Raw genomic sequence first — 17,261 nt, 5'->3', positions numbered from 1 at the left:
TTCCATGAAAAAGAGCGATGCACAGGCTGTCCTGGAAACGGCCCAGAGCCTCCTTCAGAATGAGCTGGGTGAAGAGCCGCTTACGGTGGAGGAGATTGAAACTGCGGTCGACCGGGTCCTCATGCTCAACCCACGCTGGAAAGCGGCCGTTGACCGGAGCGATATCGTCCGGAACCTCGAGGCCCGTTTCAGCGTCTGGATCGGTCGGACGCTCATTCTGGAGAACAATGAAGACCACATTGCTTGGCTCAATGCCGAGAGAAAAACCGGCTGGCGCCTTTGGCCGCGCTATCGACAGTACCTTGAACAGGAATGGTCTCCTGTCGCAGTCGATAAACTGGACGAGGCGACGGACGAAATCATCAGCCGTCTTGAAGATCCGAGGCGACCAGGACAATGGGACCGTCGAGGTCTGGTCGTGGGGCATGTCCAGTCCGGCAAGACGTCGAACTATACCGGCCTTCTCTGCAAGGCTGCGGACGCCGGGTACAAAGTGATCATCGTGCTTGCCGGAATCCACAAGAACCTGCGAAGCCAGACCCAGATGCGCCTCGACGAGGGCTTCCTCGGCTATGAAACGATGCCAAGAAATGATGCCGACGCCAACAAGCTTCGCTCGATCGGCGTCGGCCTCATCGATCCTGATCACAGCATTCAGCCGGACTGGGTCACCAATCGATCCGACAACGGCGACTTCAAGCTTTCCTTTGTCCGCCACATGGGAATTAGTCCGGGCGGCCGACCGATGCTTTTCGTCGTAAAGAAGAACAAGACGGTCCTCACAAACATCATCCGCTGGGTCGACACGGTCCTGAACGGTCGAGAGTCTCTGCCCGACGTGCCGCTGCTGGTAGTTGATGACGAGGCCGACCACGCTTCCGTCGATACGAGAGAACAGGAATTCGACGAATTCGGCGAACCTGACCCCGAGCACGATCCAACCACCATCAACAGGCTCATACGGACGCTCCTGAAACGTTTCGAGCAGGCTGCGTATGTCGGCTACACTGCGACGCCGTTCGCGAACATCTTCATTCATGACAAGGGTCGGACGAGGGAGGAAGGCGATGACCTTTTCCCGAGAAGCTTCATCATGAACCTTCCGGCACCTTCGAACTATGATGGCCCGGTCCGCATCTTCGGCCTCGACCCCCTCGATGCCGACGATCAGGGGCAGCCCGGCCTGCCGATCATCCGGCACCTGCAGGATCATGCGGAAACATCGAACGATGAGGAAACACGCGGGTGGATGCCACCGGTGCACAACAACGGACACTATCCGCTTGTCGACGGTTCGGACGATGTGCCGGCCTCGCTGCATGAAGCCATTCTGGCTTTCATCATCGTCATCGCAGCTCGAAGGGCAAGAGGTCAGGTGGCCTCTCACAATTCGATGCTGGTCCACGTTACCAGATTTACCAACGTGCAGCGGGTCGTGAAGGCGCAGGTCGAGCGGACTCTGGCGTCCATTCAGCGCCGGCTGAGGCGTGGCGAGTCCGGAGCCAACAGCGTCCACCAGCAGATCAAGAACTTGTGGGAGAAGGATTTTGTACCGACAACGGCTGAAGTCGAGGCAAGTCTTCAAGACCGCACGTTCCAGCCGGTCGGATGGGACGTGCTCGAACCGCTTCTCTCACTGGCAGCCGACGATATTCGGGTACGGGAGATCAACGGTACGGCCAAGGACATTCTTGACTACGACATCCACAAGGCGACAGGCTTCAATGTCATCGCGATCGGCGGCGACAAACTCGCGCGGGGTCTCACTCTTGAGGGCCTGAGCATTTCGTACTTCCTGCGTGCAAGCCGTATGTACGATACGCTTATGCAGATGGGCCGATGGTTCGGGTACCGGCCCGGCTACCTTGATCTGTGCCGGCTCTACACCACCCCTGACCTTGAAGACTGGTTCTGTCACATCACAGAAGCGGCCGAGGAATTGCGTCGCGAGTTCGATCACATGCACGCGATCGGCGGAACGCCAAAAGATTATGGCCTCAAGGTAAAGGCTCATCCGGTTCTCATGGTCACTTCGCGCGTCAAGATGCGCAACTCGACCACCGTTGATCTGGTCTTCGAGGGCGACCTGCAGGAAACCGTCGTCTTCCATCGGGGTGGTCCGGCCCTGACTGCAAATTACCAAACAACATGTGAACTCGTCCGTCGCATCGGTCCCCCGACTGAGACAAGCCCGCGACGAAACAGGTCGGGTGGCGGCGACCACGAGTGGAAGGGATCGAAATTCTGGCGTGGAGTGCCTGGCGACGCGATTGTCGACTTCCTTGAGGCGTTCAGGACACACGAGAGCGCGGTCAAGGTCAACAGCCGCATACTTGCGACCTATGTTGAGCGGCAGATGGCGGCAGGCGAACTGACCAGCTGGGATGTCGCGTTGATGTCAGGTGACGAGGGGAGCCGCGAGGTCAAAATCGATTCGCTGACGGCGCGGATGATCGTTCGCTCGGCCAATCCGCGGATCAGCCTTGAACGACAAAGAGCAGAAAATCGCTTCGTGATTCGCCGCCTCCTTTCTCCTCGTGACGAAGCAATCGATCTGAATGCTGACGAATATGAGGCTGCGCTTCGGAGAACCATAGAGGACTGGCGGCCTGATGCGGCCCGATCGCGCCGGAAGACCGAACCTGATTCTCCCTCCGGCCCCGCGATCCGGCGGGTTCGCGGCCAACATCACCCTGAACGAGGCCTGCTCCTGCTGTACCCGCTCGACCCGGAGAAGGCAGAACTTTCTCCCGAGAGTCTTCCCATCATCGGTTTCGGTGTCAGTTTCCCGACAAGCGGAAAGGCTCATCCCGTGGTGTATGCAGTCAATAACATCTACTGGGATCAGCAGTACGGAGAAGCGGCTTGACCGAGATCGAGAGCGCCTGGGCACAGATCGCCGAAGAAGGACGCGCAAAGCCCGGCTGGCACGCGCGGCGGGTCCGTTTGAACTCCTCATGCGACATCAGGGCGGCTCTGCTTTGCCCAGGCGAGACGCCCGCCGTACTGTTCTCTGTCAGCGCACAGGCTATCCCGCATGGAGCAGAGTACCCTGACTGTGTGGGCTTTACGGTCGAAGCCCAGCCCATTGTGCCGGGTCCGACCGGATCGGTGCGGCTGTGCCTCGTACTCAATGAGCCTCGATATCGCGACGTGTTCGGAACGCTGGCAGAGGACGTGGCATCCGTTGTGGCAAATGCATCGGGCGATTCCCATGCGGTCCGCCTGCTGCTCGGACGTCTTCATACATGGCAACGTTTCGTGACAGAGTACGGAACCGGCAGTCTGTCCGAAGAGGCACAGACCGGCCTCGTTGCCGAACTCATGTTCCTGGAGACCCGCATGCTTCCGGTCGTGCCTGCGGACGTGGCTGTACGGTCATGGCGGGGGCCTTATGGGGATCCCCACGACATGGAGCTGCCGGGCCATTCCTTTGAGATCAAGGCGTCGACAGGCCGCGATCCCGCAACGTTCCGTGTCTCAAATCTCGACCAGCTCGAGCCCGGGGCCAATCGCCCGCTGACGCTCGTCCATGTGCTTCTCGACGGCAATTCGGAAAGTGGGCCCACACTCCCCGAGATGGTTCACCGTCTTCGGGCGGCGATCGCTGCGACTGACCCTGCTGCATCAATCGACTTCGATGCGTCTCTGATCGCGGCAGGCTACATGGATGCTCATGCTCGTTTCTATACTGAAAGGCGATACCTGCAGCGCTCCGAGCGCTGGTTCGACGTTCGCGAAGAGTTTCCTCGCCTGACCCGGGCGACGGTACCGCTTGGCGTCGGAGAGGCCAGCTACACAGTGCGACTTGCCGATTGCGCAGCATTCGAGAGACCTGCCGGCATCGGCACAGATGACATGAACGAGATCGCAGCATGAGTGACCTGCAGCAGTTTATCGCCGACTTCAACGGTGAGCTTCTCAGCCGTTCGACCGGGTCAGACGGATCCGGGCCGGATTTCAAGGAGAATGTCTTTACGGAACTCATGCTTGAAATGCTGGCTGAACAGGTCGGCATCATCGAGAACGAGCGGACCTGCTATTTCGAAGGAACGGTGGACAGAGGACGCTGCAAGATCAACGGCTATGCGACGTCGGACGAGGAGGATACCCTCGACTTGTTCGTCAGCATCTTTCTCAATGCCACGTCTCCGATGAAGGTCCCCGGAGACGAGGTCAAGAAGTCCATCGAGCAGGCTGCACGATACTTCCGCGGAGCCATCAACGGACTGCACAAGTCGCTTGAGCCGGCGACCGACCGGTATGCCATGACTGCTCGCATAGCGGAGATTGGGACCCGGATCAGTCGCGTGCGCGTTTTCATTCTTACAGACGGCGTGACAGGGCTCGCGCCCGGCAAGCTCCCGGCAAAAAAGGTCGGCGAGGTTGAGCTCAGATTTGAGGTCTGGGACATGGAGCGGTTGTCCCGAGCAGTTGGGGCGGGGCCGAGCCGCGAGATCGACATAGATGTCGCGGAGATGAATGGCACGCCCCTGCCATGCGTTTCGGCTCCCCTCGACGGCGAATATGCCGCCTTCGTGACTGTCGTGCCCGGAACCCTTCTGTTCCGTCTGTACGATGAGTTCGGGCCAAGACTTCTCGAGCGAAATGTACGATCGTTCCTTCAGGCGAAGGGGAAGGTGAACCGGGGCATACGCGAAACGCTCAGGCAGTCACCAGAGCGTTTCATGGCTTACAACAATGGGATCTCGATGACCGCAGAAGAGGTTGAAACGATCCTACTCCCGGGAGGGCAGCCCGCGCTCAGCCGCATCAAGGGACTTCAGGTAGTCAACGGCGGCCAGACCACTGCATCCATCCATCGCGCCGGCAAACAGGACAAGGCGGATCTGTCGAAGGTTTTTGTCCAGGCGAAGCTGACGGTGGTCAAGCCCGATCTTCTGGATGATCTTGCGCCACAGATTGCTGCGTTCGCAAACACACAGAATCCGATTCAGATGGCGGACTTCTCGGCGAATGATCCCTTCCATATCGAACTCGAGCGGCTGTCGGACAAGACCTGGATACCGGGGGAACAGGGTCGCTGGTTCTATGAACGGGCAAGAGGCCAGTACCTAGTAGCTCAGGCAAAGGAAGGCACGACGGACGCACGCTTGCGGCAGTTCAAGGAGCGGACACCGCCGCAGCGCAAGTTTACCAAAATCGATTTGGCAAAGTTCATGAATGCCTGGGATCAGCTGCCGCACCAGGTCAGTCTCGGCGGACAGAAGAACTTCGTGCTTTTCATGCAGAGATTGAGAGAAACCCGCCCGAAAACCTGGAAGCCCGATGACACGTTCTTCAAAGAGCTGATCGCGAAGGCAATTCTTTTCAATGAAACGACCCGGATCGTCCGCAAGGAGGAGTTCGAAGGCTACAGGGCCAATATCGTGGCCTATACGGTTTCGATGCTAGCCTTTCAGTCCGGCGAAATGCTTGACCTTCTCCACGTGTGGCAGCAGCAGCGCATCTCGACAGGCCTTGAGAATCTCATTCGCTCATGGAGCCACCAGGTAGCCGCGGCTATTGTCGAATCGAGCGGAACGCGAAATGTCACCGAATGGTGCAAGAAAGCGGATTGCTGGAAGGCTGTTCGAGCCCTTGAACTCGCCCTCCCGGACAATCCTCCACCGGAGTTTCAGAAGGTGGTGCTCCAGGGTGGAGGCTGGGGCGTGAAGCCGACGGAAGTGCGGGTCACGCTGGATCCTGATGAGCTCGATGCCATTCAGCAATGCCGCCGGACAGATCCTGCGGACTGGATCCGCATCATCGAGTGGGGAACCAGCTCCGGACTTCTGGATCCCAGGCAGCGTGAAGTCGCGTCCGAGCTCGCAGCGGTGTCCGCAGGAGGGTGGGCAAAGGACGTCAGTGGCAAGAAGGCGCGTGAAGGGCGCACCATCCTGAACGCGGCTCTTGAAAACGGAATTCTTGAAGCAGATCGGAGGATCATGGCCTGATCGTCAATCAGAGCCGGCATTCTCCTTGAACAGACTGTTCCAGTCATCGGACTCGAATATCTCGTCCAGCTCCTTCAGCTCCGACCCGGCCCTCTCAGGCTGCGTGCCGTGTGAATCTTGCTGTACGCGAAGCATCGCAGAGAGTTCAGCGGCGGGAATCCAGGTGTTCTCGGCTGCCGTGGCTCCTGTGCCAGGGAGCAGTGCGGACAGCACGCCCTCGCTCCAGGAGAGCGATCCGGACCGGCATCGCTCGAGCTCCATCTGCTGCAGGAGCTCCTTTGCCCGGGGGGATGCATGATGCGGCATCTGCCAGTGCGCGGGCGCACGGACCGCTCCGACAGCTGCCAGCAGGGCGAGGGTGTCGGCTGCATCATGATTGTCGAGCTTGTTCTGTGATGTTCGATTAACCGAGAACCAGCTGATCGCGCCAAAGCAGACCAAGTGAACGAGAGCAGCGTACAGCTCGTCGGGCTTTGGGAACCTTGAGCCCAGGACCACTCTTCTGGTCAGCGACAGCTCCCATGAACCGTATATCTTCTTGAGCCGGGCCCACTCCAATCTGACGTGTTCGTCAGCCGGCCATGATGCGGGCTCAGCCACATGAAGCAGCGAGCGGAATGTTTCTGTCGAGGCATTCGCGCGTGCCCAGACACAAAGGCGCCACTCAAGCGACCCGTCCCAGAACGGAAAATAGTTCGGCGGATCCCCTCCAAAGCGAGAGTAAGCATAAAATCTGCACTGTCTCTCACTCAGCAGCGGAACCAAGCGCTCGTCACGGGTACCCGCTGTTCCGGAGTAGACATCATGGACTCCGGGAGCGACCTTCCGGAAACAGGCGTGGCTTCCAAGTATCGCCCTCACGCTCGTCCTGGAGTACTTGGAGCCGAGGGCCGAGGCCGCCATGCGATCCCGAATATCGGTCAGCCTAGACGGACCTTCGTGGCGCAGGCAGCCCACCAGCCATTCCCCGAGGAGGCCCTCGTCAAAACCCCCATCGTCTTCCGAGGCATCCAGCTCGTATGGGATCACTTGAACGCGGTCGCCCGGTGACGCAGGCAGAGCAAACCAGATGCTGTCGAACAGCTGCCCGAACAGGTGAGGAGCCTCGGACATCTGCATGAGGACCATGCGCGAGCTTACTTGGTCCTCCGGATGGGCATCTCGATAGAGCTTAGCCAGTGTCTGCACGTCGAAGAGCCTGCCCGGAACCGACGCGGCAAGGCGATGGAGCTTGATCGTCCTTTTCGCCTGTGCGCCAAGGAAGCCGGCATGAACATACCCGCAGTAGATGTGCATGTCCTTGCTGAGCTTCAAAGCACTTTCGATATCACAGGGCGTGAGGCCGGTGGCAGCCGCTACTGGATCCAGAGACCGCGGAAGCATCAGGCCCTCAAGCGCCTCGACCACGGCTTTCCGATTCCGGCGCATGGCTTCAATGTCATTGGCAGGACCGGCCCATCCACCTGTTGTGCCTGTCGCGTAGGAGCTGATCCATTCATCGAGGCCGTCATGAACAACGGTGACCGCCAGCAGAAATAATGCATCCAGAAGGGGCAGATTGGCCCGCTTCAAGCTCGGCGTAAGGATCGGATGTCCACCGGTCATCGTGTCCCATGCTTCGGCCTGTTCCTCATGGACCAGTCGCTGAAACGCCCACAGACTGCCGGGCAGCCTCAAGGTTTTCAGAGCCTTGCTCTCTACTTGCCGCACACGTTCCCGCGTCACGTAGACAAGCTGGGCAATTTGTCCCAGCGTCTGTGGATAGCGGCCATCCAGCCCAAATCGATGCTCCAGGACGGAGCGCTGCCTTTCGGGAAGTGCGTCAAGCGCTTCGCGCACAGCCTCCCTTGATGATTTCTGCAGGACATCCGGGTTCAGACCAGTCGCGAGCACGTTCTCCAGTGCTTTATGGGCGAGCGTTCCCTCAGCTTCCTGCTCCATCAGGAGCGCTATCTCCTGCATGCCGTCTGAGATGTCAGCTCCGTCGTCAGCACCTGCCGCAAATGGCATTCGAGAGATGGTCCGATCGACGACATCCAGCAGTTCGTCGATAGATTTTCTGCCGAGCGACCAGATGCCCAGAAGACGTCGAACGAACCCCTGGCGATCCTCAACTGCCATCCTCAGGGGAATCGCCGCCGCTTCGGCATCTGATGTGACGCAATTGAACAAACGAGCTGAAACAGCCTCCACACTGACCAGATCACCTACGGTCATGACCGCAATCCGCTCGGGGATCACGGGAGTACTCTGGATCTCATCGTCTGACGGTTCAACCTCTGGAACATCTCCGGCCAACACAGCTTGAGCATACGATCGGACAAGTCGATCAAGTTCGCTTATGGTCGTCCGGCCCATCGCCGGCACTCGATGAAGCTGTTCCTGTATCAGCGCGGTTTCACCAAGGTAATCTCGGACCGTCGCGGACTGGAAGATCTCCCCGTGCTTCGCGCAATTGACAAGTCTTACGGATGCTGACTCGCTGCGGTTAACGAGATCCAAAAGCGTAATCCCCAACTGGCGTATCAGCGATGGATTTCGGTCGGAAGTGGCCGACTGAAGCCGAGCGGTTTCAACAGCTTCCGCATACGATGTGATGAGTCGCTCGAGCTCGGTTACGGTCTTTCGCCCCATGGAGCGCACCCGGTACAGTGCTGCACGGACCGCATCGGGATCCTCAAGGAAGTCTCCAACTTTTGTCAGACGAAACACGCTTCCGTGCCGTGCGCAATTCGCGAGGCGGACGGACACAAAGGATCGGCGCTCCACAAGCTCCGCAAGCGTGAGATCCAGACCTTTCTCAGGCAGCGGGTGCTGTTCAGGTCCGACGGGGTGAGACGAGCCGACTGAAGATGGTAGAGAACAAGCTGCCTGCTGATCGACGTGAGCTCCCTCATCGTGCACCTCCAGGGACTCGGTGTCGGCACGTTCCCCGCCATCGTCTGGATAGAATTGAAGCTCTGTCTCGTCGTCACGAGTATCCGGATCCTCTGAGACTTGAAGCCCGGAGGTTTCCAGCAAGATCTCATTCGCCAATTCATCCAGCGGAGCCGCCGCGCTCTCTGGGACGCGGGCGGGATCCTGATCGAATGAAGGTTCCTCGGATCCGGGTTCAGCAGCTGCATTTTCAGCCATATCCGGGCTGGCGGGATACAAACAGGCCCCTGACTCGCCTGCTCCTTCGATCTTGTTGTCAGAGCTCTCGAGCGAGGCGATGTGCTGTCTGACCTCGTACTCGAGTTCATCACGGAGCTCTTCGGATATGTCTGGTCCCAGGTAGCCTGCGCGTTCGCACCGATCTACCCTGTCCTTGATCTCGAGATGAACACGCTGGGAGAGCTCGATTGTCGAGCGCAAACTGTAACCGAGCTCCTGCAGTTCTTCCCTGGTCCACTTCAGCTCCGACAGCAGATGCGCGTAGCGTTCCTGGTAGGACGATCTGAGATGGCGGGCGGCCCTTTCAAGAGATGTATAGGTAATGCCGTCCAGAAGCTCCCTGCATTCCATGCATATGGGCAGAGATACGGGAACATCTGCCATTCGAGCTTCGGCACCCCGATCCCCGCCTCGTGATATATAGTCGTATGGTACGCGTATTGAGGCCCCTGCGTAGTCACCGCAGAAGATGCATTTAGCCATTTTTGTCTTCAGCCGCCCGAACCTGGAAACACTACGCAGTATGACGAGTGCAGATGCCGGGGGTCAAGCAGGACCAATTGGCCCCTGATATGTGCTCGGGTGTCCCGAAGGTGGAATAGGCCCAGGCGCCCGAGCCTGAGCTCCAAGGATGTAAACAGCCTAATCCGCAGCGTCCCGCTCATTGCAGGGTCAGCCTGAGATGGCTGATCGGAGGGCGAATGCGCGATCTCGCGTGGACACTTCTATTCCATGCCGTGGCAGTTGGATCACTGATCTCTCTTGATCCGTACGGTTTCCCTCCTGGAAGATGCCTCAGCTCCGGCGACAGCGTCATTTACGAAGTCGATGCTTCCGAAAGGCTGGGTTGCTGCCTCATGCGTGCGCCTGATGCACGCAAGCCTGTCCTCGCCATCCGGAATCTGGTTATGCCACTTTTTCATTTCCTCGGCGAGAAGTTCAAAGTGGTCCTTCGTTTCCTGAATACCCTTGATGATCTGGTGCATCACTGGCCACGGGATTAGGGCTCCCTCATCTGTGGCGTAGCCCACGTATCCCATGAGTTCCACGGGCTTGCGGTAGGTTTTGTTCCTAGACCATATCTTCATGAACAAGATCCCAAGTAGTTGAGACGCGTGAGCAGGGACGATAAATTCGTGCGTGGCGATGCACTGGGGCGCCTCCGCTTGAACCGCAAATGCACCGAGTGTTCCGCGCCCAGTTGTATTCAGTCCACTCGCCTGATGTGCAAACAATATTATCAGCCGAAAGCGGCTACAATGCAGCCCATCCGGCCACAACTAAAGATAATATCAGCGATCGCAAGTTGGTCATCAACAATAAAGCGATCACAACCGATCTTTGAGATTCGCAGATCCAATCACATCTAATATTCGCCACGCTATTATTGACACTATTGAACCTGTTATCAGAACAGCCCTGTGACACTGCAGTATCCCGATTCAAAACTGCTCGATTACAGGAGTGCTTGACATCTGACTCGAACAAGGATTCGCTAAATGTTCCTAAAGTTTGACGCGCAGAACGGCGGCTGAACTCTGGCAGGATCGGAATGAAGCGCAGTGACGTTACGGGTTCCCATCGGACCTTCATTTCGGTACCATTGGGTCGCGCACAAAAAAAATTTTGGAGAATGGGCGCCCTCAGCACCTTCACTCCATCTACGTAATATTTCAAGCCGCTCATAAGGCAGTGCGCTGCAGACCAGTGGCATGTGCTCTCATTTATGGTATCGATCAGAGCCCTCTTAAGTGAGCACAAAAGCGTCTTAGGTAGTTTGTATCCATGAAGCGAGATGACCCGATTGGGAGAGAGTACTATTCCCCTCTCAAAAGTGCTGAGTTTTGGTCTGATGCTGCATTCTATATAGCAGGGGCCCTCTCTATCGCAGCCTTATTGGTCGACAAAGCAACCTATCCGCGCGTCAGTGATGCAATCCAGTCGCTTTTCGCCCTGAGTGTATTAGCAATCTTCGTTTCAGGCTTAGCAATTCGCCTCTACTGGTCATCTCGGGCGCGGGACAAAAGAGTCGCCGACTTCCTATCGAACGCTTTCGGCGTCGCCTTAATCCATAAGCAGTCATCGGGCTACTACAACAACACGCAGACCCGGCCTTCCAAACGTCTCGGCGCAGCCCTCCTGGAGAATAGCTTTTTCAGCAAAACGATAGCTCGTGGCATGCTCCCGTATGAGCGGACGAAGATCGCCTTGTATGCTGCGGCTTGGATATTAGCCATGTTGAACAGAGCAACCGACCTTGCTTTGTTGGCAGCTGTCGCACAGGTGATCTTCAGTGAACAAGTTATCGCTAGGTGGGTAAGACTTGAATGGCTTCGGACGAGGTTCGAATACGTTTATGCTTCACTGTATAGCTTGATACAAGCAACGTCTGACTTCGAGTCTAAGGGGTACAAGGCTCGCACAATAGAGCTCTTGCTTGCTTATGAAACGGGGAAAGCACAGGCAGGCATTTCTTTGTCAAGCAGATTGTTCAGAAAACTGAATCCACGCTTGTCCAAAGAGTGGAAAGATATCTCACTAAAATTAGGGCTTTAGGATCCAGAAAGCTGGCATCGGGCACTCCCAATGCAGCGCCCATTATTATAGTATTTTATCGATTCTCCGAGACAAGGTTAATCCAGGAAAGATCAGTCTCCGGTTCATGTTTCTTCGGACGAATATCTACTTTCCCACCTGACGAAAGAGCCAGCTTCTCAGCGAAAATCGTTCTAAGCTCAGGACCTTCAACCAAGAGGCCTAGTTCAGCTCCCTTGGTTCGCCCTCCCTGCACAACTGTCGACATCCAATTAAAGCTTGTTATCGCCATTGCCTGCTCATCCCAGAGCAGAAACTTTGCGTGAAACTCTGGAACGGATTCGATCATCATTCCTCGCTTCTGAATTGCTACCGGATCCGGAGTTCGTCCCTCTTGCGTGAGAAGCTTGCTTGCCCGGTTATAGAATAGAGACACCTTACGGCCTGTTTCAGCAGCACGTTCCATTGGCACAAGTACGGATGTTTCAGCCGCTAGGCCATAGAGATCGCAACCAATCACGATGTTCTCGGCTGCAACATCTCGCGCATGGGTTATACAGGCATAGTGGTCTTGATCCGCAAGCAATCTAATCTCGTGAATTCCATTCTCCGGTATATCTTGTGCTTGTTGACGTAGCCGCGACCACAGGCTGTTCAGCCGCCGAGCAACTGGGGACCAGCTACCTACAGCCGGAAGCTGCGATGCAATTAGTTTCCCAAGCAGCTGTACTGCTAACCGCTGACTTCGAGATCGAATGGATGCCTCTATCCAGTCGAAATCAGACGATAGAAAGTTGCAACTGCCGATGATACTTACCCACGTCCCCGTGCTTCTTTCGTCATAAAGCACGATTTTCGCGTGGGAACCCGACGAGATTGGAGACAACTGAACTCGCGGGCGCAGACTTGCTGGAAGTTCATTCAAAACCTTTTCGGCCTCAGCGATAGGCCGGCGGCTCATAGGATCTTCGGGGTCTGAATGTAGCCCCCATAACAAGTCGACACGCACCTTCCGCCGGGCCGCCCTCTCGATATCCGGCAAGAGTTTCCGTACCGTGTGCGGACTTACAAAGCAGGAGTGGAGAATTAGGTGGGTTTTTGCTCGTTCGAAGCACTCCTGGATAAGTCCAAAATGCTCTGATCCGCCGACGATGATATCGTCACTGGACAATGTGTCTCGCAGCGGGCTTGACCCTAGCTGCTTAGCCTTGGAGGTTAAGCCTAACCTTACATCTTGGATGTTGGTGGAAGCTTCTATGATTGCTTGTTGAAGTCGGAGCGGAGCATAATCTGGGAGTCCAGCCTCCACTTTGTCAAACGCCACTTCGACGCGAGCATAAGGCTTCGAGGGCGTCCTAAAATTCGGAACCGTTGGTTCCAAACTTTCATCCATGTTCAGGTAAAACAACTCGCGCACGCTTCCATCGTTCGGATCATACGTATGGATCCTCGGTTCGATAACTTCGGCGTGTTCGGGAAGATCTTTCTCATAGACCAACTCCAGTTCGTCAGCGCGAAACCATGAGCCGGTCAATCGATCCATGCACAAGGAAATCCATCTTACCTCCTGTTGCAACTCAGCTGGCAAGATTTCATCTGCAGCGCGACGCTTACCCGCGCCAGTAGCCGAGAAGAACACTCCGGCCTCAGTCGACCTAACCTCAACCCAGTTTGCGCGCAGGAGGTTGATCAAAGCTTCGACAATTAATCGATCTGGCATACCGGTCAGTTGTGTCAGCTCAGGCATAGACCGTCGCGACGTGGCGAGCTCCACCAGAAGCAACTGCTCCAAAAGGCTCCAGCGGCGTCCAACGCTGACCGTGTAACTCACGGCCATTCGATACAGTGGCAAATATATTATTTTCACGAGGGGCTAACCACTCTTACAAGGTGACCAGCAGCCTGTGCTTCTTTCATACACTTCATCATTGTACCAATGTACGCGTACTCGTCGTCGGACGAAGTGTGCTCATCACATCTTGAAGCAAAGAAGTCCCAACTTCCCACAATAATAAGCTTATGGCGGGCTCGGCTTAGAAGAACGTTCATTCGATTTGCTTCTTTCAGAAACCCCACGCTTTTCCATGGAACAAGAGCATTGTTTCGAACCAGACTGACGATTACAATGTCAGCCTCACTCCCTTGGAACTCGTCAACTGTAGCCCCAAGTCGCTTGCCTTTCATGATATCAAAGGGCTCTGCAAATAGGGCCTTCAGACGCCCCCCCTGATATGCCTTGTCAACTGCACTGTGAATTGCTTGCAGTTGATCGTTATACGGAGACAGTATCTGAGTCTCACAGGGCACTCCGTCACGAGGCGCAAGTTGCTCTAACACGGCAATGACTACCTGTGCCTCCTTCTCGGAAACAAACAATCCGTCCACCTCTCCCTCAGCAAATTCTTTCTTTTGAACCCAAGGAACATCGCACCAGACTATACGCTGTGCCGGAAGCCATGCTCCCTCCACGAACTTGAAAGGGGGTTCCTTAGCAAATCTTTCGTGCGTTTCATCCGGTGAGTTTAGAATCGTGCCTCCTTGTCCATCCGGATAAAATACCTTCCCGACAAGGTCAGCTATATCGGGGTGCATGCGGTGCTGGTCAGTTAAGGTAGCAGCGGGCGCAGGATGATCTTTGCCCCTAAAGCTGTTTTCAAAGATGTTTCCAAACAATGCCACCATCTCACGCCAGCGACTGCAGCGATTCTCGAATGAATCGCGCTCATCATCTTCATCTACCAAAGACGCGTCTATAAGGCCTGGAGCAAACTGGACACCAGTTTGGATGGCTTTTCGAACCCGAAGCGGGTCTCCTAGTAGGTCTTTAAACAGCCTCGCGTTGAACGGTGGTAGCTGACGGTGATCGCCTATGAGGAGCAAGCGATGGCTTTCTTGGAGTGCGACAGCCATATCGAAGCCATGAGCTTTTCCTGCTTCCTCAATAATTGACCAGTCAAATCGCCGCCCTCTGGTTGCAAGATCCGCCAATTCAGCCGAGTTGGACGTAGCAAAGGTTACATTGGCCGCATCTTGAACCAGAAGCCTCATTGTCCTCAGATCGACATTCTCATTGTCACTGCGCAGTTCAATCTCAGGCAGAACCGCTTCCATGCGGGCCTTAAGAAATTCTGGCGCTTGCTTCATGAGCTCGCTCTGGCTCAGGCGGCGAAGAATTGTCGCTGTGACAGGCTCGATGTCGTGTTCCGTCGGCTCGCGACTGCCCAGCCGAAGGAGAATAGGACGGCTCCGCTCATCTTGATCTTGGAAAAGCTCAGAAAGTTTAGTTCGGACGTCGTCCACCGTATGATGCGAGTGAGCAGTAATAAGTATTTGCGCGCTTTGATCTGCATTGAACAGGCGGTCACCGAACGCTTTGATTAATGTGGTTTTCCCAGTTCCGGGTGGTCCCTGTATGGCAAACGATGGTTCGACTAGCCACAGACGCTCCAAAGCCTCCAGCTTCGATCTGTCTAGCTTGATATTGGCAGCGGCTGGAGGCAAAGTATCGCTTCCATGGCGACTTACAGCGCGAGGATCGGCCAGCATACGAAGCAGACCCTCATGGGAACGCATATCCTCGATCGCCTTATGGCGCCGCCTTATCTGTGCGAGCGTGCCGCCGTGATTGCGAGCAAGGTAGAGCTTTCCCTGTCGAACGGGAACACTACCCTGGGCGCGGAAATGATAGCGAAGGCCTTTAGGATGAGGCGAGGCACCGACAAAGCGCCATGAGACAGAGCTGTTCTCATTCCCGATTGTCCGGCGATCCAGCAATGCGTAGCGATCACGCTTTGGATCATCGTCATCGTCAGCCGTAACAGTCTCCGCTCCCAAATCGAACCAGTCGCGCAATTGTTCAGCCGGAGATTGAAGGCCAAGATGACGGGCCAACTCGTTCCGTTCGATCTCGTCGAAAGGAGATAGATCAATTGTTGTGTCGCTACTTGAACGATGCACCTCAATGACATTGACCGGGCAAATCTGAGCTGCCGTAAGTACAGTTTCAAGCTGTTGGGTTATTCGAAAGAAATCATGCACATCTCTGAGTTCTGCTGGCAACCTTCTCCGCTCTGTTCTAAAAGTGAAGATCTTGTCCCATTGCGCACTACGATCCCTGATGGTTCGCTGGTTCTTTCGCACGTGAGGGTAAAGCTGAACATTAATTTTTCGCAGACCTGTGCTAAAGTGCTGATCATCTGCGGTGGTTCGCGGCACTACTTCAACTGACTCGCAAAATCCGATATCCCAGGTTGTCAAACTATCTGCAGTCCACTGGCGAACTCGATACTCAAGCATTTCTCCCTTGACAACGAAATGAGGATACGGCGTGAGGCGAGCGGTAACTCGAACATCACCTCGAAGGTCATTAGCGATCCAATCTCTTTGCTGAATAGGCTTATCAGCAGGGGCAGTTTTTCCTGAGGCTGCCTCAACAATCCGCTGCAGCTCTAGTTCGGGAGTTAGACGGATCGCCAGCACCAACTCTCGAGTAGCTCCAGCAGTCGTAATGTTAAGCTCTCGAAGTATGTTGCGGACGCTCTGCGTTACGGCGTCGGAGTTGGATAGCCTTTCGTCTGGGTTCTCTTCAAGAAGCTGGAGAATGAATGCTCTCTCAGCCTCTCTAAGATGCGTAAGGCTTGACACCGCGACACGAACTGCTGGACGCTTTTTCAGGCTTTTAATGGAGACGCCAAAGATCTCTGCTGTCAGGAGTCCAAAATCGAACCAGTCTGTTCCTGTAGAGTATTCTCCTTCGCCTTGGTCAAGTTCAGGAGCCTGCAGGAAATTCCGATTAGCAACCTTAGAGGCCGCCCCTTCCCTTCCGGCCAGCCGCAGGGACCATTCGAAGCCACTTAATCTGAAGTCACCCTGTCCGTCTGGACCTACAAAAACAGACGCAGGAGAGATTGAACGGTGTAACGTACCTTCATCATGAAGGATCGATAGAGCTTCAGAGAGCCTTAATAAGCCCTCCCAGAGCATGCGCCTTCGACCTACTTCTCCTAGATTTTGTAGCCATGGGTGTTTGCTGCGGTTTTGTAGAATTTCAGAAAGCAGCATTCTCCTGCCGCCGTCGAGAACGGCATAGAAGTGCTTGGCACTAGTACCAAGATCGCGGAGCTTGACGAAGAGTTCACCAGCGCCAGGATAACCCTGAAGCCGCATTAATCCTCGTACCTCGCGGTTCCATAGCGCTCGAAGATCCGCCCGCTCTTCTCCGCGCCGTCGCCAGAGTTTGATGTAGTAGAGGTCACCAGCGTCTTGTGCTTGCCACAGATCGGGAAGACCCCGAACAGGATCGCCTGAGAGCACCTTTCGGATCAGCCTGTATCGTTCCCCTATAAGCTCTTCGGCCATGCGTCTTCCTGAGCGCTTGTTCTTCAAGTCTAGGATAACGGTTTGGACGAGAGAAGTGCAAGCTGGCTAAGCTTGTCGCTCTGTTCCTATGGCTTCTGGAGCTAAAGACCGAGCACGATGCCCCGGCTTCTGCCCCACAGATACAAAGTCGATATTCTACCAGCCGATGCCATCGGCCCGAATCCAACGTCTGAAGGATAGGGTTATATGGAAGCGTGGGTGAATTCGTGGGTGCTTCGGTACGGACTAATACCG

At 55.7% G+C, this 17,261-nt stretch carries 8 protein-coding genes; 4 read left to right on the top strand and 4 right to left on the bottom strand.

Annotated elements, in window-relative coordinates:
* Positions 1–4 precede the first annotated feature (4 nt).
* From OCW50_RS22390 to OCW50_RS22380, 3 genes are read left to right on the top strand one after another with little or no spacing between them, the layout of a single operon-like run.
* A complete protein-coding gene (locus OCW50_RS22390) occupies positions 5–2,869 on the top strand; it encodes a Z1 domain-containing protein (protein WP_262299014.1) in 2,865 nt (954 codons plus the stop codon).
* Positions 2,866–3,879 (top strand): PD-(D/E)XK motif protein, encoded by a 1,014-nt coding sequence (locus OCW50_RS22385; protein ID WP_262299013.1) that lies wholly within the window; start codon positions 2,866–2,868, stop codon positions 3,877–3,879. Before OCW50_RS22390 ends, OCW50_RS22385 begins: the two co-directional genes overlap by 4 nt.
* Positions 3,876–5,957 carry an AIPR family protein gene (locus tag OCW50_RS22380; RefSeq protein WP_262299012.1) on the top strand — a complete coding sequence of 694 codons (2,082 nt, stop codon included), beginning with the start codon at positions 3,876–3,878 and terminating at the stop codon, positions 5,955–5,957. The genes OCW50_RS22385 and OCW50_RS22380 overlap by 4 nt, the downstream gene beginning before the upstream one ends.
* A 3-nt stretch (positions 5,958–5,960) precedes the next feature.
* On the opposite strand, the gene OCW50_RS22375 is transcribed toward OCW50_RS22380, so the two are convergent.
* Positions 5,961–9,497, bottom strand: coding sequence for a sigma factor-like helix-turn-helix DNA-binding protein (locus OCW50_RS22375; protein ID WP_262299011.1), 3,537 nt, complete (start codon positions 9,495–9,497; stop codon positions 5,961–5,963).
* A 365-nt stretch (positions 9,498–9,862) separates the two neighbouring features.
* Positions 9,863–10,201 (bottom strand): hypothetical protein, encoded by a 339-nt coding sequence (locus tag OCW50_RS22370; protein WP_262299010.1) that lies wholly within the window; start codon positions 10,199–10,201, stop codon positions 9,863–9,865.
* A gap of 697 nt (positions 10,202–10,898) precedes the next feature.
* Here OCW50_RS22370 and OCW50_RS22365 point away from each other — a divergent pair.
* Positions 10,899–11,669 carry a hypothetical protein gene (locus OCW50_RS22365; protein ID WP_262299009.1) on the top strand — a complete coding sequence of 257 codons (771 nt, stop codon included), beginning with the start codon at positions 10,899–10,901 and terminating at the stop codon, positions 11,667–11,669.
* Positions 11,670–11,724: 55 nt separating this feature from the next.
* On the opposite strand, the gene OCW50_RS22360 is transcribed toward OCW50_RS22365, so the two are convergent.
* On the bottom strand, positions 11,725–13,485 hold the full coding sequence (locus OCW50_RS22360) for a phospholipase D-like domain-containing protein (RefSeq protein ID WP_262299008.1): 1,761 nt from the start codon (positions 13,483–13,485) through the stop codon (positions 11,725–11,727).
* A gap of 26 nt (positions 13,486–13,511) precedes the next feature.
* Complete coding sequence (locus OCW50_RS22355; RefSeq protein WP_262299007.1) at positions 13,512–17,006, bottom strand: AAA domain-containing protein; 3,495 nt, start codon at positions 17,004–17,006, stop codon at positions 13,512–13,514.
* Positions 17,007–17,261 lie beyond the last annotated feature (255 nt).

Origin of the sequence: Microvirga sesbaniae (assembly GCF_025460805.1) — a bacterium.
GTDB classification, from domain to species: Bacteria; Pseudomonadota; Alphaproteobacteria; order Rhizobiales; family Beijerinckiaceae; genus Microvirga; species Microvirga sesbaniae.
Note: the sequence above shows the minus strand (reverse complement) of the source record. Positions and strands in the feature narration are given on the sequence as shown.